This is a genomic window from Pontibacter diazotrophicus, from assembly GCF_003367245.1.
In the GTDB taxonomy this organism is placed as follows: Bacteria; Bacteroidota; Bacteroidia; order Cytophagales; family Hymenobacteraceae; genus Pontibacter; species Pontibacter diazotrophicus.
This window is the reverse complement of sequence record NZ_QRGR01000009.1, coordinates 181,328-203,526: the sequence shown is the minus strand read 5'-3', so window position 1 is coordinate 203,526 and position 22,199 is coordinate 181,328. Positions and strand designations below refer to the sequence as shown.

Genomic DNA, 22,199 nt, shown 5'->3' with positions numbered 1-22,199 from the left:
CTATAACTTACTTCATCATCTTATAAAACCCAACTGTAGCGGTATCCGCCACAGAATTATCCGGCTTTCGGTATATAAAGTAAGCCTCCAGCTCCTTCTGGCGATTTGCAAAACGAAGCGCTTTTTCCAGTCCCATTCCCATCAGCGCATTATCATAAGCATCGGCTGTCATGGCATCCTTGGCCCAAACGGTCACGCTTATCAGTTCATTATCTAAAGGATAACCGGTTTTAGGATCTATCAGGTGAGAGATTTTTCTGGAGCCGCTCTGGTAGAACTTTCTGTAGTTGCCGGAGGAAGTTATCGCACCTTTTTCAAGTGTGATGACTTTCTGTATGGGATAAGCATCATAAAGGGTACCCTCAGCTGGTCCTTCAATTCCTATAGCCATCAGCTTGCCACCGGGTTTCCGCCCCTTCACACGCATCTCACCGCCTAGCTCTACCAGGTAGTTCCTGATGCCCTTTTTCTCCAGGAAATCTGCCAGCACATCCACGCTGTAGCCCTGCGCAATTCCGTTTACATCTATTCTCACACAGGGTGCTTGTTTCTGCAACTGATTCTTGCTGAGCTTTATTTTACCTGCACCCACACATTCCAGCAACGCTTGTATGGCGGCTGAATCTGGAAGAGCCGATACTTGTTCTGCTCCGAAACCCCATGCCTGCACCAGGGGCTGTACCGTGATATCGAAAGCGCCATCTGTTTTACGTGAAACCTGCTGTGCCTTTTTAATAACCTTTTGAAGGTGTCTGTCTGCCTGTAACCCGGAAGCGGAGCGGTTGAACTGGCTAATCAAGGAATAAGGCTTGTAAATGGAAAGCGAGCTGTCGAGTTGCGCCAGAATGTAAGTTACCTGCGCCTTTGTAATACTGCTGTCTGCGGCGTAATAGGTTATCTGGTAACTTGTGCCCTGGGCAAGGCCCCTGATGGTATACTGTTTAAGCTCTGTTTGGGTGAAAATGAAAGGAAGTGAAGCAAAAAGGCACAGCAACAATAAGCGCATAAGTCAGACAAAGTAATAGTGCATTGTGTCAGAAATCCTGATACAAGGTTTTGCACAAGTATAAGAACAAAGAAGATTGCCCCGTCAACCACACCTGAATGCTTGTCTCAGCAGCTGTGGTTTTCGGAACAATCTCCTCTAATAGTAAATCAAAGATAGATTATATCACCTTTGTTTTGCCTGGCATAGGAACCGGGTATAACCCGTTGGCGTCTGGCAGAATCTTTGGCTTGGCATCCCAGGCGAACGTGTCCGGCATCAGGTTGATGTCAGATTTCAGGGCATCCTCCCACTTGATCTCCTGCCCGGAGTAGGTGGCGTAGCGGCCTAAGAGCGACGTCATGGTACTCATCGCAGAGCGCTCTGCGTCCGCAAATTTATACTGGCCAGCCTCAATGGCAGCAAACAGCTCATCATGCTCGGCCTGGTAGGGGTTAGGGTCGTTTTTGCCGGCATGGTCATACAAGGAGTTTCCTTTATAATCCCACAGCTTTCCGTCGTTGTTGGCAGAAAGGTATACCTTGCCCTTTGTGCCCTGGAAGCTTTCGTCTACCCGGTTTTGGGTGCCTTCGTAGTGGCGGCATTGGCTTTGGATAACAGAGCCATCTGCGTATAAAAACTCTACGGTATGGTTATCGAAAATTTCACCATACTCTTTTCCTGTTCGCTGGAAACGGCTTCCTGTACCCTGTGCTGAAACCGGATAGCCGTTTTTTACCCAGTTAGCAACATCTATGTTATGCACGTGTTGCTCGGTAATATGGTCTCCGCAAAGCCAGTTGAAGTAGTACCAGTTGCGCATCTGGTACTCCATTTCGGTTTGGTTAGCTTCCCGGGGGCGAACCCACACACCACCGCTGTTCCAATAAACCTGTCCGGATACCACATCGCCGATAGCACCATCCTCTATGCGCTTGATTGTTTCGCGGTAATTTGTCTGGTAGCGGCGCTGTAAGCCTACTACCACGTTCAGCTTCTTTTTCTTTGCTTCCTCAGCTGCAGCCAGCACTTTGCGTATGCCTGGGGAGTCTGTGGCAACAGGCTTTTCCATGAACACGTGCTTGTTTCGTTTTACCGCCTCCTCAAAATGGATAGGCCTGAAACCCGGAGGGGTTGCCAGCAGCACGACATCAGCTTCAGCTATCGCCTGTTTATATCCATCGAACCCTACAAAACGCTTGCTTTCCGGAACATTGACCTTCGCTTTTCCGAACTTGCCAAACAGGCCCTCGTAGCTCTTGTCCAGGCGATCCTGGAAGGCATCCGCCATGGCTACTAACTGCACATCATGCTTCGTTGCTAATGCCTGAAAGGCTGCTCCTGTACCTCTGCCCCCGCAGCCAACCAGGGCAATTTTGATTGTGCCTTTTCCTGCTGCATAGGCACCTGCTAAGGGAAGGCTGCTCAATACTGCTCCGCCAGCCAGTATGGCAGACGCTTTCAGGAACTCTCTTCGCTTGTTCGAATCGAAATCTTTCATGCTGATTTATAGGTTAAGGTTTGATATAAACAAATTAATAGTCAGGAGTCGGCTCCTGGTTGTAGTAAGCGTTGATCTCTGCTTCTGAAGGTGGGTTCACTGGCCGTACGAGCCGTAAGCCAACAAAAGGTGCTTCCGGGAACCACCAGTTACTCTTGGGTATCTGCGGGTCTATCCTTTTCCAGTTCGGGTCTGAGCCCTCCCTGTTGGCAGAGCGTAATGCCGGCGCCTCATCTTCAAAAGAACCTCCCCTGATTACATGCGGGTACAGTTCTGTTGGAGTGGCCACAGGGTTGCTGGTGGCTTTGCTCTGAAACTTCTTATAGTAATCCGGGATGTACTGGTCTGCTGTCCATTCGGCCACGTTGCCGTGCATGTCATACAGGCCCCAGGCATTGGGCTTCTTGCTTCCGACCGGGTGTGTTTCCTCCTTGCTGTTTGCCCGGTGCCACGCGTATGCATCGAGACCGGAGGCGTCATCACCGAAGGCATACGCTGTTGTTGCGCCCGCCCTGCTGGCATATTCCCACTCCGCTTCGGTGGGTAAGCGGTAGAAAACACCTGTTCTGGCATACAGCCACTTGCAAAACTGAATGGCGGCATACTGGGTCATTCCAACTGCAGGGTGGTTTTCTTTACCCATACCAAAGGTCATGTCCAGGTAAGGCTTTGTAGGGCGCGCGACAGCATCTACTTCTGCACTTACGGTTCCGTTGCTTTGGGTTATCTCATAATCCTTGTAAACAAAAGGCTCGAAAATATCCCATGTTACCTCATACTTGCCCATCCAGAAAGGATCGACTCTTACCGGATGCTGAGGACCTTCGTCTTCATCTCTTTCCTGCTCACTGGCAGGGCTCCCCATTATAAATTCACCACCCGGAATAGCCACCATGTCAAATTTGAGCTGCGTACCAGCAATTTCCTGCGTGTAAGATTCCTTGTTAGACTGCTGGGAAGAAGCGCTGTTGGGTGTAAGAGTGCAATAAGTTAACCCAGTTAGAAACAGGCTAAAAGATAGTTTTGAAATATTCATGCAAGCTGTTATTGTTTCTATACACCACTTTGGGAATCCTGTAAACGTTTGCAGCTTTTGCAAATACCATCTTACAATAAGGAACCCAAGGGTAACTAAAAATCATAATTCATATAATTTTATTATAAATGATGAAATAAGCAAGTAATTACTCAGTATTATTTGTGAGTGTGACAGTTATGCCTGTGTAGTTGCTGAATTTTGTCCCAAGTGGCAAAGGAAGAAGGATACCATTTTGCTCTGATTCTGTTCCAGCGCAGCTTTGCTGAATTTTCCACTTTGGACAAGGAAGGGATAGGCGTGGTTCAGACTGGTGAAGCAGAAACTGGGATGAACGAAACAGCAGGATGAACAAAACGACTACAGAAACACACTAAAAGTAGAGGAGGTGCTTTATACCTGTTAAGTATACAGCACCTCCTCTTGTTAATATAAACCGGAACAGCTTATAAGCTGCAAAACCCTACGCCGTTCCTTTTATCAACTGTCTTCCTCTAAAGTTGCAAGGAAGCTTACCAGGTCCCGAATCTCTCTCTTTGTGAGGAGATACTGCATGTTAGGCATACTGGAAGCAGCATTGGTTCTTTTTGCAATATCACTTTTCTTAATGACAGTTTCAGGTTGTCCGCCTACCTTCACTGATATGCTGTCGTCCTGCTCATCCTGAAGTATACCGCTAACTGTCTGGCCGTTTTTAAGCTCTACCGTTACCACGCCATAGCCTGGGGCCAGGCGCGCGCTTGGGTTTATAAGAGCCTCCAGTAATTGTGGCCGGGTCAGCTTTTTTGATATGCCGTTCAAACGGGGGCCGGCGTTGCCGCCCAAGTCATCGTAAGAGTGGCATCGGATACACTGCGCCGTTTGATGGCTAAAGAATATCCTTCTGCCCTGATTCGGATCACCGCCATACAAGCTTCCTTCAAAAGCGGCCTCCGGAGCACCAGAAGCATGCTTAGAGCTTATCTCTTTGTGCCTTGTGATTAGTTTTGGGGAACGGGTGCTGGCAACCGCCTCTGCTAACTCCAGGTGAACTTCTGCCGGAAGCTTGCCATTCGCTAACTGTGTCAGCAAATCGTTAAACAACGGCTGCGTATGCTCTACCGGTAGTTCTCCGAGCGTCATGAGGGCAGCCTGCTTTTCTTCCGTCGTTCGCTTGTTGATGACATCAGCAAGCAGCGTCACCATCAGGTCTTTCGAAATATCCATTTCCGCTAACATATCAAGCCCTGCTACCCGAACGCTTTTCTCCTGATCTGAAATGGCCTGTTCAATGGCTTTGCCTATCTGCGCATCTTCAATGGATGTCAGCGCGCGCAGCGCTTCTACACGCACTTCCGGTTCTTTGTCGGTTTGCAGGCGGGCAAACAACTGGGGAGATGCCTGGTCAACTTTAAGTTTGCCGATGGCTTTGACAGCGCTTAGGCGTACTGGTGCTTCGGCATGTCCGGAGGCCTGTATCAGTGCATCTGCTGCTTTCGTTCTGGCCAGCGCCGGATCTCTCTCAATAACACCTCTGTAGCGCCCGTCCACACGGTCCAGTACAGAAGGTTTGGCCCAGGTGCTCAGTGCCTCCATGGCTTCAGCCCGCATGGCTACCGGAGCGCCTTCCTTGAGAGAGTAATCGATCAGGTTTTGCATGGCCTGCTCGTTGCCAACGCGCAGGTTTGCATTGATGGCGCGTCTCAGCAGCGCCTCATTTGTGAAGCGGGATTCCTGCAGCACATTGCCCAAAGCAGGCAGTGCCTGCTCTATCGACAAGTCGTCGTTAATGGCCCGTGCTGCTTCTGTTACAATGTACTCATCCTGGTCCTTCAGGAAATTGGCTACTCCGGGGTGCTGCATGCGGCGAAGCGCTACCACGGCGGCAATCCGCGCACCGCGCGATGGATCATTAGCTAAGGCCACTACCGGTTCCGCTTTTCCGATGCGAGCTAAAGCAAGGCTTCCGGCATGGCGTATGTAGGCATCTTCGTCGTTATTGTCCTTCAGCAATTGAATAAGCGGAGCGACAGCCGGTTCGTAAGCGATGCGACCAAGTGCTTCGGCGGCGAAGAAACGGGTACGGCTATTCTGGTCTTTCAGCAATGGCATCAGGTTAGCACCAGCTTCCTTATACCATATATCGCCCAACCATTTGGCAGCCTGTGCTCTTATTTCAGGGTCGCTGTCCTTTAGGAGAGGCAGCAGCACCTTTGCATATTTCTTGTCCTGGCGGGCTAACTGGCTGATGCCCCAGATGCCGTGCACCCGGGCTAGCTGATCGCGTTTTTGCCTGATGCTTCTCTGGAAAACACTGGCGCCTTTTGAGCCTCGCTTTGCCAGCTCGAACTGCGCTTTCTGTCTTACGCGCATATCCGGGTTCATGAGTAGCTCACCCAGTTCTTTCTCTCTGCGTTGGGTGAAATCTTCTGCCAAAAGCTTCTGTGTCAGTTGCCGCTCTGGCCATGCTGCCCCGTCCTTGTCATCCATTTTCCAGATGCGGCCGTGGTCTTTTGTGTTCCAGCCGTCAATCCAGTCTGCCACATATAGGGCGCCATCCGGGCCAAAGTCGATACCGGTCGCCAGTATGCCACTCATGATTTTCTCATTTTCTCCAAGCTCAAAGGAGGCTCCTTTAGGGTTCAGTTTGAAGGCATGGATGCCGGACCTGGCCGGGTTCCCCACAAATTCTGCAATAAAGAAGGTGTTTTTGTATTTAGGGCTCAGCGCTGTGCCGGGGTTATATAACATACCGGTAGGGCCGCTTACAAAGTTGGCAATGGCCGGCGTAATATAGGCAGCCTGTCCCTCAAAGCGTGGCTTGTACATGTTCTCATCCATCCATACCTTATAGGTATTGTTCTCCGGATCACGGTACTTGCCGAACTGCCAATTTGTGCGCCAGCCCGTGTCGGAGCCGTTTACGATGTATACCAGGCGCTCCTTCTCTCCCGGGTGATCACCATCGTTATCTTCGCTGATAAGGTTGCCGTATTCATCAAACACGAACTCATGCGTATTTCGGAGGCCGTGCGCAAATATTTCAAAGTCGCTGCCATCCGGGTTGGAGCGGGCAATGACACCGCTGTTCGGGTGTTCCCACTTCTGCCCGTCAGGGCCTGTTCCGTTGAAGCCGATATCACCAATGCCCCAGTATATTTTTCCGTCAGGTCCCATTTCAAGGCCGGACATGCCGTGGCCGCCAAATCCTACGTGTATGCCGTAGCCGTGGGAAATAGAAGTCTTTTCATCTGCTATGCCGTCTCCATTCTTATCCTGCATGCGCCACAGGTCAGGAGCCACGCCTACAAAAAGGTCGTCGCCATAGGACATAACAGCCCCGGCAACATCGGTTACCTCCTCATGAAAATCCTCTACCACCAGTTGTGATCTGTCTGCCACGCCATCACCGGAAGTGTCCTCGATGCGGTAGATATGTTCTTTTTCAACGGTCATATCTCTCCAGTCATGCGAGCCATCCTTGTTCAGGTCTGCCAGCCACTCGTTCTTCTTGCTGTTTTCCGGAGAAAGAACCCTTCGCAAAAAGGCGCGCTTCTCTTCAACCGTCTGCAGCTGTATAGACTCAATCTCCCAGTCCTGATGCCCCCGGATATCGAATTCAGAGTTCTTCTGCCTGTTGGTCCGGGCGTAGTATAACCGCCCCTGGTCATCTATGTCGATGGAAATGGGGTCTGCCACCAAAGAGTCTACACCCCACAGGCGGAGCGTAAGCCCGTCGGCCAGTTCAGGAGTGACGAGGGCCTCTATGGATCTGGCCATCTCGGCAGCCTCTTCAGGGGCCATTTGCTTGATTCTTCTGTCAACAGGGTCCTGTATAGTATATCCTGAAAGTAGTAAGGCAGGGAACAGGGCAGAGACCCAGATAGCCTTTCGGTTGTTCTTCAATGTTTTTAAAACAGCCTTTCTCATATTATATGACATGTAATAAGAATTGATTTTTATATGCTTTCAGGGAAATTAACAGCATGTGCTTCTTCCACCAGGTATTGTTCTTGATTTCGTTCTACTAGAAGTCAAAACATTAGAATCTGAAGGTAAGAAATATTATGCTATTTCGTAACAGAAACTGCCTGAATGTGATTGCTTACTTTGAAGAAGGCAGCAGCAAGGTCTTTTCTTGCATGACATTCGTTAAGCTTAAAAAGCAATAGAGGGAGCGCAGTTATAAAACCACGCTCCCTCTATGTATAAATCAATTTCTGCTAAATTCTATGATTCAGCTGTTTAGCAAAAGACTACTTCTTTCCTTTAGCCATTCCTTTGCCATTGTTTGTAGGCATGATCTGGCCACAGGCTACAGGCATTGTAGGTACGTAAGTGCCGTTTACAGTCAGGCCGTGTAATACGATAGCCCTGTTCTGAAGCGGCTTTAAGTCCTTGTAATCGATAACCTGTCCTTCTTCTTCAAATTCGATTTCGCCGAGGTTAAACGTACGGGTATAGTGTATGTTGCCTTCTGCATCTGCTTCCGGAAACTCATCGATTGGGAGGTAAAGCTCAAGAAGAACCGGGCCGTAAGAAGGAAGTCCTTCTACCAGATCTACAAAGCCATCTCCGTTTGTGTCATCAGCAGGTGTCGGGCAGGTTGCGTTCCTGTTGTTTTCCATAAACCCGTGGATGTGTTGTGGGTGAGGCAGGTTTGGCTCCAGTCCGGATGCCATAATTTCTACAGTAAGCACATTCGCATCCACTGTGATATTTGCTGTACCTGATACGCCTGAGTTGTTCAGTGGCTGCAGGTTCGCCATAAAAGTACGCTCAATAGCGGAGCCTTTGTTCACGCCTTTCTGGTGTGCTTCCGCTACATTCTGTGCTGAAAGATTCGCATCAGGAGAAATGTCTGACTGATCGCAGGAAACAAATGTGAATGCCATGGCAGCTGCCGCAATAAATTTTGTTGGTGCTGGGAATAAATGGTTGATATTCATAATTTTATATTTTTGTTGGTTACTATCTGTCTACGGGGGCTAATGTCTGAATCTTTTGCAAGTACCTTTTTAACTGGTATAGAGGTGTTTAAAAGGTGTGAGTGATGTGTTATGATTAGTAAGTGATAAGTCCATTGTTTTATATAAGGCGTAAGTTGTTTAGACATCTATTAAAAAAGTTAAAATTCGCTTAACAGTTCAATCTGCGCCTGCCACTATGCTTGTTTAACATTCTATAGTGTTGGGGGAGGTGTTGCAATAATAGTATTGCTATTGCACCAACACAGGATATCAGAGCTTTGCTGCTCCCCTGGTATCCAAAGGGTAAAATCGGTGATAACCTGAAGAGAATAGTTGCGTTCCGTTGTATGGGCAAAGAACCTTTTACAACGTACACTTTGGGTTAGTGCGTCGCAAGCAGTTGACGTTGCATAAACCTTGCGCCCACTCACTTATTACTATAGCGAGCTACTTGCTTTTATCATTCCTGAAAAATTTGAACAAGCCCTAAATGAATAACAGCTGATGCCAGACCTAAGGAAATATTCAATGGAGGGTGCCTCTGAGGTGGCAGATAAAGCCGCCACAGATATAGAAGCTTTATTGCGAAGGCAGCCTGCTACAGTTGAGGTGATGAATGTGGAGAGCGACCCATCCTACAGAGAAAAAGACATTGATTTATTGTGGAAGAGGAAGCTTGACGACGGGAGTATCAAGACTATCAGTATAGAGGTGAAAGGGGACAGGTGGCACAAAACCGGCAACTACTTTTTTGAGACATGCAGCAACGAAGGAAAAGGCACCCCCGGTTGTTTTATGTATACCCAAGCGGACTATATGTACTATTATTTCGTGGATGAAAAGGAGCTGCATGTGCTGCCAATGCCTGCCACAAGAGAGTGGTTTAAGAACCAAATAGCAGACTTCAGCGAAAAGAAAACGTCAACTCCTGTAGGCAATGGCAAGCACTATATCACAGTGGGGCGTCTAGTGCCAAGGCATCTTGTTGCGGCACATGTTATAGGCGTTAAGGTACTGAAACTATAGCGTGCGCAATGCTTCCTTTCCGGCAGGCTGATGGTTCCTTAGAACACTGTCGTTGGAAATGAGCAGTTCAAATATTTCACCCCGGCCGCTGCCTTTCGAATTGATGGCTCTTTTGGCTTTTACCTTCTCTATGGTGTAGTCCTGGTATAACTCCTGGAAAAAATTATTGCTCTCATCATTGTTGGTGGTGTCAGAATTGCTTTGCACAAAATACGCCTGCCCTTCGTGCACGGTATCACAAAACTCCTTTAGCCTGACCTGGTCCTCATCTACAAATCCTTCTTTTGCATAAGCGTTAAAAGAAGCTGTGGTGCTGATGGGCTTGTAGGGAGGATCTATATAAAAGAAGGCGTCCGCGTGGATGTATCTTTCAGTCTCGGTAAAATCGGTGTTCAGGATTTCTACTTTTTGAAGCGCCTCGCTGTTAGCCCGTATCACCGGGGCATTGCAGATGGTAGGATTGGCATACCTGCCAAACGGAACATTGAAGCCACCCTTGGAATTAACCCGGTACAAGCCGTTGAAGCAGGTCTTGTTCAGGAAAATCATCAGAGCGCTTTTCCTGGTCGGGTTCGCCTGGAGGTGATTGAACTCCTCCCTTTTTTCCAAAAAAAGCTTTTTCCTGTCTTCTTCTGACGCATAGGAGAAATACTGCTGTTCAAGTGCGGCAAGTTCTTTTATCAGGAGCTCCGGCGAATGCTTGATGGTTAAGTAGCAATCGGTGAGTGTGGTGTTGATGTCATTGATAACAGCATGCTTCACATACTTGCCGTACTCCCGGAGCATGAAAAACAAAACGGCACCACTGCCCGCAAAGGGCTCAATAAAGTCGATGCTGCTTTTGTGCTGTAAAAGCTGCACCAGCTTTGCCTCAATAGCCGGAAGTAACTGTGTTTTGCCACCCGCCCATTTTAAAAATGGCTTTATGTCTGCCCCTCTTGTTGTATCCGATAACATTTGTATTTCCTTAGCTAGGGGCAAAAATACTTATTTGCTGATGGTACGCAAAACCTTATTTACCCAGCTTTAAGTCCCGGCAGCACGACCTGTTGATAGCCCATGCCCCATAAGCACCTTAAAGCTCCAGCGGAGCGGCCTGTTGAGGGTATGGTAACAGGCCGCGCTGGAGCTTTAAACAAACAGAATTGCTTTCTACCTACAGGCCGTCCCGCTGGGACTGTTGCGTAATATCAATTTTCTATAAGAAGACTGCTTTATCAAAGGTGATTTATAGATGCAGCATCTGTGCAGGTAAACAATAGTAGGAGGAAAGTAGTGTTAGTTGCCGTTGTGGCTTTAGGGGCAAAAAAACGGTTGGTAGCAGCAAACGGAGAGTTACAGGAAGCTATAAAATGACTGTTACATGGGGTAGTTCCTGTTGAATCCGGGCTGTTTCTGATGCTGGTAGTTTGTTGCCCATGAGCAGCAGGGTCCTCAGGTTTTTCATTTTCTTTAAATTGGCTGGCAAGGCAGTCAGCTGGTTGTAGCTTAAATCCAGCAGTTCCAGGTTATGCAGTGCTGTCAACTCTTTGGGCACGCTTTTCAGGTGGTTGTAGCCTAGAAGAAGGGACTTTAGTTCTTTTAGCTTTCCCAACTGCCTGGGAACAGAGGTGATTTGATTGTGGTCTAAAGCAAGGCTCTCAAGCTTTTTCAACTTCGACAACGTAACAGGTACCGTATGCAGCTGGTTCTGCGATAGCGATAAGTCCTTTAGCTGGCGCAACTCACCTAGTGGAGCAGGTATTGTTTCCAGCTGATTGTAGTTTAAGTTGAGCGTTTCCAGCGATCGCATCCTGCTTATCTGTGGAGAAATAGAACGAAGCCTGTTTTCGCTCAATTGTAATGTCTCGAGCTGCCGGAGTGCTCCAAAGCCTGCACTCAGTTCAGAAAACTGATTGTGGTTCAGGTTTAAAGCTTTCAGGTTCGAAAGCCTGAAAAAGTCGTCGGGTAAGTTTCTGATGTAGTTTTCCTGGAAATTGGCATCCTGCAGGTGCTTCAGTGCACTTATTTCAGGCGCTATTTCAGCAATCTTGTTTTTCATGGCATTAACATACTGCAGGTTTTCCAGTTGGCAAATGTCTGGTGTAAAGCTGTAGTAGTTCTGTTGCCTGATGTTAAGGTGATAGACTGCTTCTTTTTGCTCCAGCGCCTTCTCCACATTATAGTATACGGGGCTCTGTTCCAACTCCTGCCTCGATAGCAAAGCAACCTGCCCGCAAACCTCCTGGCTGGCAAACAACAAGACAGCTAATAAGCCGCCCCAGCAAAGTTTAATCAACTTCAATTTCTTCTGCTTCACTTCTGTAATCCTTTAAAGCTATATTAACAGGGCTTACACTCCTGAACCTGCCGATACTGTGGAACACCTTAAACTATGTGCCGCACATCCTGGACTAATCCGTTGCTTTTGTGTAAGTGCTGTCAATGAAGCTATACTTTTGATGGATAATCAAAAAGAAGGGAGCCCACCTGTTGCGCGCTCCCTTTTCTTAACTTTGGAAAATTAATTTCCTGTGTGCATCACTTTTTGGGTAGTCACCTGGTTATTGCTGGTGATACGCAGCAGATATATGCCGTAAGCTAATCCTTTCGAGTCTAACTTGAAGGTGTGTGTGCCTGCATCCAAGGTGTTGTTAACAAGCGTCTTTACCTTATTGCCAGCCATCGAAAGCAATTCTACAGTAACCGGCGCTTTTTCAGGCATCGTAATGTCAACCTGTGTGCTTACCTGGAAAGGATTCGGGTAGACCTGTACCTGCATGTTCTTTTCAGGCTGAACCATTGGAGTCTGGGCTGCGCTGATGGAAGTACTGCTCATAGTACCAGCCACTGATTGCCCCAGGTATTCTTTTCTGGCGAAGACCAGGGTGGCAGAGGAATTGAACTGTACCGTTGTACCGGCAGCATCTGTCTGTGTCTGGGTGTTTGTTGTGCTTGGATGCTGGATAGAAAGAAATCCGTACCTGAAATCGGGGCTGAAAGTGAGCCCGGTTGCTTCAGATCCAATCGGAACGGTGGCAAAAATCTCTACCTTAGGGCTGGCAGGGGTATGGTCCGGGCGGATGACCCACACGTGATTGCGATCTCCGTCTTGTAAGGCCCATAAATTACCCTCTCCGTCAAACACCAGGTTGTCGATGCCTGTGCCAAAGCTCACTGCCTGTGTACCCGTTTCGTGCTGAATCTGGTATTCCTGGTTGGTTACCCAGGCTTCGATTTCCGAGACAGTTGTACCGTTGTCTTTAAACCGCCAGATGGTACCCGATACTTTTGAGGTGAAATACATTTTGCCGTCAGGCCCGAACTCAACGTCTTCCACGTTGCTCCAGTTGGTGCCACCCAGTGAAGATGCAATTGTTCTGGTGTTGTTACGGTCTGATTGGGTGGTGTTTGGTACCTTTATCCATTCGCCAAGTGTAGGGCTGGCCGAATTGCGTTTCAGCACATACAAGCTGCCGGAAGAAAGATCTCCTGGCCTGTCTGCCACAAATTTATACACACAGCTGGTGCCGCCGTCTTCGCCCTGGTAAACGGTTGTACCGTCCTGGCTTACGGCCACATTTTCATGCTGCATCCTGCCCAGAGCCCAGAGCTTGTCAGGCTTGCCGTCGCCGTCATAATCACGAATGGTATTGGTGGCCGGATCAAACTCCACGTTCCAACCAGCATCCTGGTATCCGTCGGCATTCAAATCGCCTGTTTCATACGTTTCTTCAGAAGTGATCACGGTTCCCCACGGGGTAATGCCGCCGGAGCAGTTCCTAGCTGTCTTTACCACAGGGGAGAAATCCATTTTATGCATGCTGTTTACCGCCCATAGCTGCGTCTGCTCATTCAGGGCCAGGTTCAGTAGAGAAACTCCTCCTGGGTTGTTTTCGTGGTTAACAGAAAGGTAACCGGCTTTACTGCTTCCATTCTGTGCTACGTAGGCCGTGAAATCATTCCCGCCCGGCATGGTGCTGGTGCTTCCGGAAGTATAGCGGGTTACCCCTGATTTGGCTATCAACTGGAAGGCGTGTGACTGCGGGTAAATAAACGTTTCCTGTTGTGCCGTTGGTGTTATGGATGTGAAACTTCCAATTTTATCAGACGGGTCCGGAGCAGGAGGAGTCACAGCCTTTAGCACACCTGTTACCTCCATGTCAAATACTAAATCAGAGCTGGTTGCATTCGCCTGGTGCAGCGACACAGCCAGCACGTTATTACCGTCCTTCAGTTGAATGGCAGGTACTTTAAAGGTATAGTAGGTCGTTTCGGCGCTCCAACCCACGGCCGTAACGGCAGTAGAGTTGTAGGTAATGACGCCCGTTGGCATGTTGGTCCGGAACTGCTCTACCCCGTTCAGGTAAACAACCGCTCCGTCGTCGCGGCGGATATTAAATACAAGTGTATCAAATTCTGCCGCATTTTCCACACTGAACGTGTGGCGCAGGTAAGATGTTGGGTATTTGCTGCTGCTGTCCGGACCATAGCTTATAGAAGTGGTGACCGGGTCGCCGTAGCCTAATGTGGCTGCGCCAGATGCCCAGGTAGCATCGTCATAGTCGGCAGTAGCCCAGGAAGAGCCCAAATCCACTCCTTTGTCATTGTACTTCCAGGTAGAGTTCTTCTCCACCGGGAAAGGATCTGCCGTTACAACCGGAGGCTCTGACGCTACAGGCTGAGCAACTTCAGTATATTCTACAACAAGTTTTGGTGCGCTGTTGGCTGATCCTTCGAATGAACGTGCTGTTCTCTTCCCGGTACCTGAAATCAAGAAAACCATTGCATTGCCATTTTGCCAACCCGGGCGACTGACAATCTCCTGTACCACTGCTTTCAAATCAGGTGTGGCCTGGGTAGCAGATGCCTCATTTACCGTGTTCCAGTTGTTGACTGTCCAATTTGTTTTTGCACTTGTCCGGGAACGGGAGGATACGTTGAAAGCTATCTCAGAAAAAGCAGGAGCATTGTCTGTCGCTTGTCCTTCAATGTTCAGAATGCATCCCTTTTTAGTAACTTCATCTGTTGTGAACTGAATATATGCTTTAGAGATGATAGCATTAGTAGGAATAGTGATATTTGTGAAGCGAATTCCCACCGTTTGGTTTCCACCGTTGCCTTTATCATAAACCAGTTCCAGGTCTGTACTGGTTATATATACCCTGCCTGCGGGTGCTTCTTCCACATCATCAGTACCGGATACTATACTTTTAGTAAATGTTTTAAGTTGAGATTGTGCAATAACATCGCTGGCTAGAAAAGGATGAGCAGAGACTGTTGCTGCAAAAAGAAGGGCTTTGTAAAAATTGCGCATATAGGAGATTTTGGTTTCAGTTATATTTGATGCGAAATATATGGATAAATTTTAATATCAAAATTAATTGTAGATTTCTTATTTTTTAAAATTTTAAAACATGCACAAATCAACAATTTTCTCTTTACTTTACGGTTAGTTAATTCTTAATTTTTCATTACCAGTTCAGGCTTGGTATTAAGCTTTTGTTTTACCTGGAAAACTTCATGTTGTGGTTATTCCGGGGCTTTATTTTAGCTGCCCTTATAGTTCCTGGATTACAATTCTAACTGTAGAATAACATGTACTAAAGAACAGCCAACAACCAACTGGTTAATTTGAATATTCAGCAGACTCTCAATTCATGGACTACAAAAGCCCACAACCCCATAAAAGACAAATCATGCCCCTGTTGCTGCTTGTGAGTATGTGTCTGTTCGGGAGTGTTGTATTGTCTTCATTCAAAGCCGAAACTGTAGCTGCCACCAATCAGGTGGCTGGCAGCGTCAGGCAAAAACTTCTGCAGGATCTGGACGCGCTGAAAAAGCAGGCGGGGGTATTTACAGGCTCGCTTCGGCAGTTTGAGCAGCAGCAGGTTAGGGTGGAACAGGTGCGGGAAGCTTTCTATCAGCTCAAGCATGCTTATAAGAAAACAGAGCACCTGGTGGAGTACCTGGACCCGGAACTGGCTAAAAGCCTGAATGGGGCACCCATTCCCAAAGTAGCAGTAGAGCATCAGCCATACCTGGCCCTCCACTTTCAGGAACCCACTCATGTCACTTTTCAGCCGGAGGGGCTACAGGTGCTGGAAGAGCTGCTTTTTGCAGAAGAACTGGCTCCTGGTCCGCAACAGGAGGCGCTGTTGCTGGCCTTCCGCCTGGAGGAAAAGATAAGCCTGTTCAACAACAACCTGCGTAACCAGCCGCTTACCGACAGGCAGCTACTGGAGAGCCTGCGGGAACAGCTGGTGCGGGCCATGACCATGGGTATCACAGGTTTTGATACGCCTGCCGCCGGACACAGCCTGGCGTACACCGCTACCTCACTGGAGCCGGTACTGCAAACGTTAAGACTTTACCGGGAAAATGCATCCGGGCAAGTGCAGGCCCGATGTTCTGAAAGTGTAAAACTTGTGCAGGACGCTCAGGCGTATCTGCAGCAGCACCCTGATTTTGACAGCTTCAACCGCCTCTACTTTATTCGGGAGCTGGCAGATCCGGCCTATGCGTCCCTTACCACGTTGCAGCATTTGCTGTTACAGCAGACGCAGGTAGCAGATCTTTCAAAACCTGTTAATGACCTTTCCTATAGTTTGTTTGATGATCGGTTTCTTCAGCCTGCTTTTTATGCCAAACAAGATCGCTCCAACGCTAACCCTGAACTGGTGATGCTGGGGAAGGTGCTTTTCTTTGATCCGGTGCTGTCTTCGAACAACCAGCGCTCCTGCGCCAGCTGCCATGCGCCCTCGAAGGCTTTCACAGACGGCCAGGTTCGGAGCCTGGCTTTTGACGCGAAAGGGAAGACGCTTCGGAATTCTCCTACGCTCCTCAATGCAGTCTATAGCACAGCTTATTTCTGGGACGGCCGTGCGCAGTACCTGCAGGACCAGGTTCCGGATGTAGTGAACAAGGCAGAAGAATTACACGGCAACTATGAGCAGGTAACAGAGAAGCTACAGCAAAGCGCTGAGTACAGGCAGCTATTCAAAAGAGCCTTCAAAAGCCAGCCTGAAAACAGCGTCAGCACGAACACGATCAACAGAGCGATTGCCGCCTATGTCCAGAGCCTGGTGGCGCTCAATTCTCCTTTTGACCAATACATGCGCCGGCAGACAAACGAATACAGTGAGGCTGCCATACGAGGTGCTAATTTATTTATGGGGAAAGCGGGTTGTGCCACCTGTCACTTTGCCCCGGCCTTCAACGGCACTGTGCCGCCCCGCTTCCTCGAAAGTGAGACAGAAGTGCTGGGTGTGCCGGCAACAGCTGATTTAACCAATACCACGCTCGACGCTGATGCTGGCAGAGGCGGGGTGATTGGGGCTGCGGCGTTTCAATATTCCTTTAAAACACCTACGGTGCGTAATGCTGCCCTTACGGCGCCTTATATGCACAATGGGGTGTTCAGCACGCTCGGGGAAATAGTGGATTTTTATGATGCAGGAGGTGGTGCCGGAATAGGATTAACTGTTCCTAACCAGACGCTGCCTCCCAGCCCTCTCAACCTCACAACCGAAGAAAAGCAGGACCTGGTGGTGTTTATGAATTCCCTGATGGATACGACGGCGACCACTTCTGTACCTAAACGATTACCGTCTTTTCCAAAAGGCTCCGAACTGAACAAACGCATCGTAGGCGGGCAGTATTAAGCTAGAGAAGTGTTCAGAGGCGGAAGAAGGGCAGAGGAAATAAAGGTTTCCTTTGCCCTCCCCTGTTTTATGTGCTGCCAAAGTAGTTCTTACAGGAGCGGTAGTCTCTGTTGTGGCCTATTCGCTACTTCTAATTATCTTTTCGCCATACTGAATCAACTTGTCTTTCAGAACTGTATATAATTTGCCTACCTAACGTTTGTTAGTTAAGGATTTATACGTATATTGGGTTAAATCCCTTCTTATGCAGTATCCTTTAGAGGGAGTAATCGGGAGGAAACAAGCAAAACAGCATAAAGAAAGTATATAAGAACTGAACATACATGAGCAAATTCCATAAGGTAAAAATTAAACGCATCAATCGGGAAACACACGATTGCGTGACGGTGTCGCTGGATGTGCCGGAGGAGCTGAAAGATACCTTCCGCTATACCCAGGGGCAGTACCTTACCTTCAGGCGGCAGTTTAATGACGAAGAGCTGAGACGCTCTTATTCCATCTGCTCCAGCCCTTTGGAAAACGAATGGAAGGTAGCGATTAAGAAAGTGCCGGAAGGTGTTTTCTCCAGTTACGCCAACGAGGCGCTGCAGGTGGGGGAGGAACTGGAAGTGATGCCGCCGATGGGGCGTTTCTATACCGAACTGAACCCGGAAAACGAGAAGTTGTACGTGATGTTCGCGGCTGGCAGCGGTATTACACCGGTGCTTTCTATTATGAAGACCATCCTGATGACGGAGCCAAAGAGCCAGGTATACCTGATTTACGGAAACAAGGGGCGCAACTCCATCATCTTTAAAGAAGAGATAGAAGGGCTGAAGAATAAGTATATGGACCGGCTGAGCGTGTACCACATCCTGAGCAGAGAGCACGGCGACACGGAACTGTTCTTTGGCCGTATAGATAAAGAGAAGACAAAGGTTTTCCTGGACAATATCATTGAACCCGATCAGATCGACGAGTGCTTTATCTGTGGGCCGGAGGAAATGATCTTTGGTGTGAAAGATGCATTGCTGGAAGCGGGTGTAGACAGTAAAAAGGTGCACTTCGAGCTGTTCACCACAGGCGACAGCGGGAAAAAGGAAAGCCGCAAAGACCGACCAGCCGGTGAGGCAGACAAGCAGAGCAAGGTAACCGTGAAAACGGATGGCGTGGTGATGAACCTGGACATGTCGTACTACGGCAACACCATCCTGGATGCCGCCATTGAGATGGGCGCCGACCTGCCTTACTCCTGTAAAGGAGGCGTTTGCAGCACCTGTCGCGCCAGGGTAATAGAAGGCGAAGTGGAGATGGACGTAAACTACTCGCTTGAACCCGAAGAGGTACAGGCTGGTTATATATTAACATGCCAGGCTCGTCCGCTGACAGAGAAGGTGATTGTTGATTTTGACCAATAATATTTAATTATCAAACCTGATAAAGGTTTTTGAAAGATAAAGAAGCTATGGAAGAGGTAGAAGTAAACCTGGAAGAACAGTTTGAGGCAAAAGTCGCCAAAGATATTAGGATAGAGCCGAAGGATTGGATGCCCGATGCTTACCGGAAAACACTTATCCGGCAGATATCGCAGCACGCCCACTCCGAGATTGTAGGCATGTTACCGGAAGGTAACTGGATTACACGGGCGCCATCACTCAAACGCAAAGCCATACTACTGGCGAAGGTACAGGATGAGGCAGGTCACGGCTTGTACCTCTACAGCGCCGCCGAAACGCTGGGTGCATCCCGCGACCAGATGATTGCCGACCTACACTCCGGCAAAGCAAAGTACTCCAGCATTTTCAACTACCCGACGCTTTCCTGGGCTGATATCGGGGCCATTGGGTGGCTCGTGGATGGTGCTGCCATAATGAACCAGGTGCCGCTGTGCCGTACTTCTTACGGCCCTTACGCACGGGCTATGGTGCGGGTGTGTAAAGAAGAAAGCTTCCACCAGCGCCAGGGCTTCGAGATAATGATGACGCTGTGCAATGGTGCGCCGGAGCAGAAGAAGATGGCGCAGGAGGCATTCAACCGCTGGTGGTGGCCAACGCTGATGATGTTCGGGCCGAAAGACGAGGAGTCGCCGAACACAGAGCAGTCGATGCGTTGGAGAATAAAGCGTTTCACCAACGATGAGCTGCGCCAGCGCTTCGTGGACATGATGGTGCCGCAGGCGGAGTTCCTGGGCCTGACTGTGCCAGACAAAGACCTGAAGTGGAACGAGGCCAAAAACGGCTACGACTATGGCCAGATAGACTGGGATGAGTTCTGGAGTGTGGTGAAAGGCAACGGCCCCTGCAATAAGCAACGCATTCAAACCCGCGTGAAAGCAGACCAGGAAGGTGCCTGGGTACGCGAAGCCGCCCTCGCCCACGCTGAGAAAAGAGCACAGCGCGAAAGGCAGAAAGCAGAGCAGGCAGCGTAGGGTATTGCCTAAGCAGTTGGCATTAACCCACCCCTGCCCCTCCCAAGAGGGGAATCAATAATGGAGAAAATTCCCCTCATCGGAGGGGTAGGGGTGGGTAAGTCATATAACAACGACATCACAAGATAAAACATATGAACACAAAAGAATGGCCTCTTTGGGAAGTCTTCATCAGAAGCAAACAAGGCCTTGACCATAAACATGTCGGCAGCCTGCACGCGGCCGATGCTGAGATGGCTGTACAGAATGCCCGCGATGTGTATACACGCCGCATGGAAGGCATCAGCATCTGGGTAGTAGAGTCGAAGCACATACATGCTTCCAACCCCGACGATGCCACTGCTTTTTATGAGCCTGCCAACGACAAAGTATACCGCCACCCGACGTTTTATGAGGTGCCGGCGGAAATCAAAAACATGTAAAAGCTATGATGCACAACCACGAAAACGCCCCGCACCTGCACGAGCAGCACTTCAATACGCCTGTACAGGAGTATGCCCCTGAAGTGAAGCAACTGGTGCTGGACTATACCTTGCAACTGGCAGATACGTCCTTTATACTTGGCCACCGCCTGTCAGAGTGGTGCGGGCACGGGCCGGTGCTGGAGCAGGACATGGCCTTGTCGAACATCGCGCTGGATTTAATTGGGGAGACACGCAGCCTGTATCAATATGCCGCTGAGCTCGAAGGCAAAGGCCGTGCAGAAGACGACATGGCGTACCTGCGTGACACGGTGGAGTATAAAAATCCGCTGCTGGTAGAGCAGCCAAACGGCGACTTCGGCGATACCATTTTGCGCCAGTTTATTTTCGATTCCTTCCATTTCTTCTTCCTGAAAGAACTTCAGAACAGCACCGACCATCGCCTGGCTGCTATTGCTGAAAAGTCTCTGAAAGAATCAAGCTACCATATTAAATGGAGCTCAGAGTGGGTAATAAGGTTAGGTGACGGCACCGAAGAAAGCAGGAAGCGCATCGAAAAAGCCATCGACAACCTCTGGCCTTTTTCCGGTGAGTTTTTCATGATGACAGCCACGGAGAAAGCCCTGCTGGAACAAGGTGTTATCCCGGATTACAGCCAGATAAAGCAAAGCTGGGATGCCCACGTAGCCAAGGTATTTGAAGAAGCAACTCTGGCCGTGCCACAGAATGTGTGGATGCAGTCAGGAGGCAAAGAAGGCAGGCATACAGAACACTTAGGCTTTGTCCTGACTGAGCTACAATACCTGCAAAGAACCTATCCCGGTCTGGAGTGGTAGCTTTGAGTTTCTACTTAGAACCACTGCTGCCAATGCTGTACGCTGTTTAGGATTTACAATCTGAAACAGCGACGCAAAGAGACTAAAATCTAATATCTAACGTCTAAAGTCTAATTTGAATAAAGAAGAAAAAATCTGGCAATACTTAGAGGATGTCTCTGACCCTGAGATCCCGGTGCTGAGCGTCGTGAACCTGGGCGTAGTGCGCGATGTGCAGGTGCAGGACGAAGAAGTGCAGGTGACCATTACACCTACCTACTCCGGCTGCCCCGCCATGAACACCATTGCCACGGACATCCGGCTGAAGCTATTGGCAGAAGGATTCCAATCTGTTCGCATCAACATGCAGTTGAGCCCCGCCTGGACTACTGATTGGCTTTCAGAAGAAGGAAAAATCAAATTAGAGGAATATGGGATTGCCCCGCCTGTAGAAGATGGCGGCGACATACACGCCCTGTTTGGCCGTGACACCACCGTGCGCTGCCCGCTTTGCAAATCAGAGAACACCAAACTTGTCAGCCAGTTTGGCTCCACCGCCTGCAAAGCGCTTTACCAGTGCAACGAGTGCCTGGAGCCTTTCGACTACTTTAAATGCCTGAAATAAAACATGGAAGAAAACAATTACATCAAGTACGCTTTTGAGGCTGGCGTCGCCACCATCACCCTGAACAGGCCGGATGTTTTTAACAGCTTCAACCGCCAAATGGCTTTAGCACTGCAGGAGCGGCTGCGTGAGATACAGCAGAACGAAGAGGTGCGGGCTGTGCTGCTAACCGGGGAAGGCAAAGCCTTCTGCGCCGGTCAGGATTTGGCAGAGGCGACGGCGGAGGATGCAATGGAAATATCAGAGATAGTAGACCAGCATTATAACCCGATTGTGCTGCTGCTCCGGCAACTGGAGAAGCCTGTGGTGGCTGCCGTAAATGGTGTAGCGGCAGGTGCCGGCGCTAACCTGGCCCTGGCCTGCGACATTGTGGTGGCAAAGGAATCAGCCAGCTTCATTCAGGCCTTCAGCAAAATCGGACTTATACCAGACAGTGGCGGCACCTTTTTCCTGCCCCGCCTGATAGGGTTGCAAAGAGCCAGTGCGCTGATGATGACAGGCGACAAGGTGCCTGCGAAAGAGGCGCAGGAAATGGGCATGATTTATAAAGCTTTCCCGGATGATGCGTTTGAGAGCGAAGTAAAGAACCTGGTGCAGCGGCTGGCACAGATGCCCACCAAAGGCCTCGCTTATACTAAAGCGTTGCTAAACTGCACCTTCGACCTTACTTTAGAAGAGCAACTGCGCCACGAGTCTACTTACCAGCACCGCGCAGGCGTAACAGCCGACTTTAAGGAAGGCGTACAGGCATTTATAGAGAAGAGAAAGCCGAACTTCAAAGGCAATTAGG

At 49.1% G+C, this 22,199-nt stretch carries 16 protein-coding genes; 8 read left to right on the top strand and 8 right to left on the bottom strand.

Going from position 1 to position 22,199, the window contains the following annotated elements:
* Positions 1–7: 7 nt before the first annotated feature.
* The 5 genes from DXT99_RS10080 to DXT99_RS10060 all read right to left on the bottom strand — a co-directional run bounded on the left by DXT99_RS10080 (position 8) and on the right by DXT99_RS10060 (position 8,396).
* Positions 8–1,006, bottom strand: coding sequence for an FAD:protein FMN transferase (locus DXT99_RS10080; RefSeq protein WP_115565416.1), 999 nt, complete (start codon positions 1,004–1,006; stop codon positions 8–10).
* A 160-nt stretch (positions 1,007–1,166) separates the two neighbouring features.
* On the bottom strand, positions 1,167–2,486 hold the full coding sequence (locus DXT99_RS10075) for a Gfo/Idh/MocA family protein (protein ID WP_115565415.1): 1,320 nt from the start codon (positions 2,484–2,486) through the stop codon (positions 1,167–1,169).
* A 34-nt stretch (positions 2,487–2,520) separates the two neighbouring features.
* Positions 2,521–3,522, bottom strand: coding sequence for a formylglycine-generating enzyme family protein (locus tag DXT99_RS10070; protein WP_115565414.1), 1,002 nt, complete (start codon positions 3,520–3,522; stop codon positions 2,521–2,523).
* Positions 3,523–4,002: 480 nt separating this feature from the next.
* Positions 4,003–7,431, bottom strand: coding sequence for a HEAT repeat domain-containing protein (locus tag DXT99_RS10065; protein WP_115565413.1), 3,429 nt, complete (start codon positions 7,429–7,431; stop codon positions 4,003–4,005).
* A 326-nt stretch (positions 7,432–7,757) separates the two neighbouring features.
* On the bottom strand, positions 7,758–8,396 hold the full coding sequence (locus DXT99_RS10060) for a CHRD domain-containing protein (RefSeq protein ID WP_147294198.1): 639 nt from the start codon (positions 8,394–8,396) through the stop codon (positions 7,758–7,760).
* A 579-nt stretch (positions 8,397–8,975) separates the two neighbouring features.
* Between DXT99_RS10060 and DXT99_RS10055 the strand changes: the two genes are divergently transcribed.
* The gene (locus DXT99_RS10055; RefSeq protein WP_115565411.1) at positions 8,976–9,497 is read left to right on the top strand and encodes a hypothetical protein; all 522 of its coding nucleotides are present in this window, start codon (positions 8,976–8,978) and stop codon (positions 9,495–9,497) included.
* Here the strand turns inward: DXT99_RS10055 and DXT99_RS10050 are convergent.
* The 3 genes from DXT99_RS10050 to DXT99_RS10040 all read right to left on the bottom strand — a co-directional run bounded on the left by DXT99_RS10050 (position 9,492) and on the right by DXT99_RS10040 (position 14,793).
* A complete protein-coding gene (locus DXT99_RS10050; RefSeq protein ID WP_115565410.1) occupies positions 9,492–10,454 on the bottom strand; it encodes a DNA adenine methylase in 963 nt (320 codons plus the stop codon). The two genes, DXT99_RS10055 and DXT99_RS10050, sit on opposite strands and share 6 nt — an antisense overlap.
* Positions 10,455–10,842: 388 nt before the next feature.
* Positions 10,843–11,781, bottom strand: coding sequence for a leucine-rich repeat domain-containing protein (locus tag DXT99_RS10045; protein ID WP_147294197.1), 939 nt, complete (start codon positions 11,779–11,781; stop codon positions 10,843–10,845).
* Between the two features lie 219 nt (positions 11,782–12,000).
* A complete protein-coding gene (locus tag DXT99_RS10040; protein ID WP_115565408.1) occupies positions 12,001–14,793 on the bottom strand; it encodes an alkaline phosphatase PhoX in 2,793 nt (930 codons plus the stop codon).
* Positions 14,794–15,136: 343 nt separating this feature from the next.
* On the opposite strand from DXT99_RS10040, the gene DXT99_RS10035 reads away from it, so the two are divergent.
* The 7 genes from DXT99_RS10035 (at position 15,137) to DXT99_RS10005 (ending at position 22,198) form a co-directional block, all read left to right on the top strand.
* Positions 15,137–17,140: a cytochrome-c peroxidase gene (locus DXT99_RS10035; RefSeq protein WP_115565407.1), complete on the top strand. Its 2,004-nt coding sequence runs from the start codon at positions 15,137–15,139 to the stop codon at positions 17,138–17,140.
* A 323-nt stretch (positions 17,141–17,463) separates the two neighbouring features.
* The gene (gene paaE, locus DXT99_RS10030; RefSeq protein ID WP_115565406.1) at positions 17,464–18,537 is read left to right on the top strand and encodes a 1,2-phenylacetyl-CoA epoxidase subunit PaaE; all 1,074 of its coding nucleotides are present in this window, start codon (positions 17,464–17,466) and stop codon (positions 18,535–18,537) included.
* Between the two features lie 29 nt (positions 18,538–18,566).
* A complete protein-coding gene (gene paaA / locus DXT99_RS10025) occupies positions 18,567–19,547 on the top strand; it encodes a 1,2-phenylacetyl-CoA epoxidase subunit PaaA (protein WP_220273370.1) in 981 nt (326 codons plus the stop codon).
* Positions 19,548–19,681: 134 nt separating this feature from the next.
* Complete coding sequence (gene paaB / locus DXT99_RS10020) at positions 19,682–19,969, top strand: 1,2-phenylacetyl-CoA epoxidase subunit PaaB (protein WP_115565404.1); 288 nt, start codon at positions 19,682–19,684, stop codon at positions 19,967–19,969.
* Positions 19,970–19,974: 5 nt separating this feature from the next.
* Positions 19,975–20,805, top strand: a complete 831-nt coding sequence (paaC, locus tag DXT99_RS10015; protein WP_220273369.1) for a 1,2-phenylacetyl-CoA epoxidase subunit PaaC — start codon at positions 19,975–19,977, stop codon at positions 20,803–20,805.
* Positions 20,806–20,920: 115 nt separating this feature from the next.
* Positions 20,921–21,409, top strand: a complete 489-nt coding sequence (gene paaD / locus DXT99_RS10010; protein WP_115565403.1) for a 1,2-phenylacetyl-CoA epoxidase subunit PaaD — start codon at positions 20,921–20,923, stop codon at positions 21,407–21,409.
* A 3-nt stretch (positions 21,410–21,412) separates the two neighbouring features.
* Complete coding sequence (locus DXT99_RS10005; RefSeq protein WP_115565402.1) at positions 21,413–22,198, top strand: enoyl-CoA hydratase-related protein; 786 nt, start codon at positions 21,413–21,415, stop codon at positions 22,196–22,198.
* The last annotated feature ends 1 nt before the right edge of the window (position 22,199 follow it).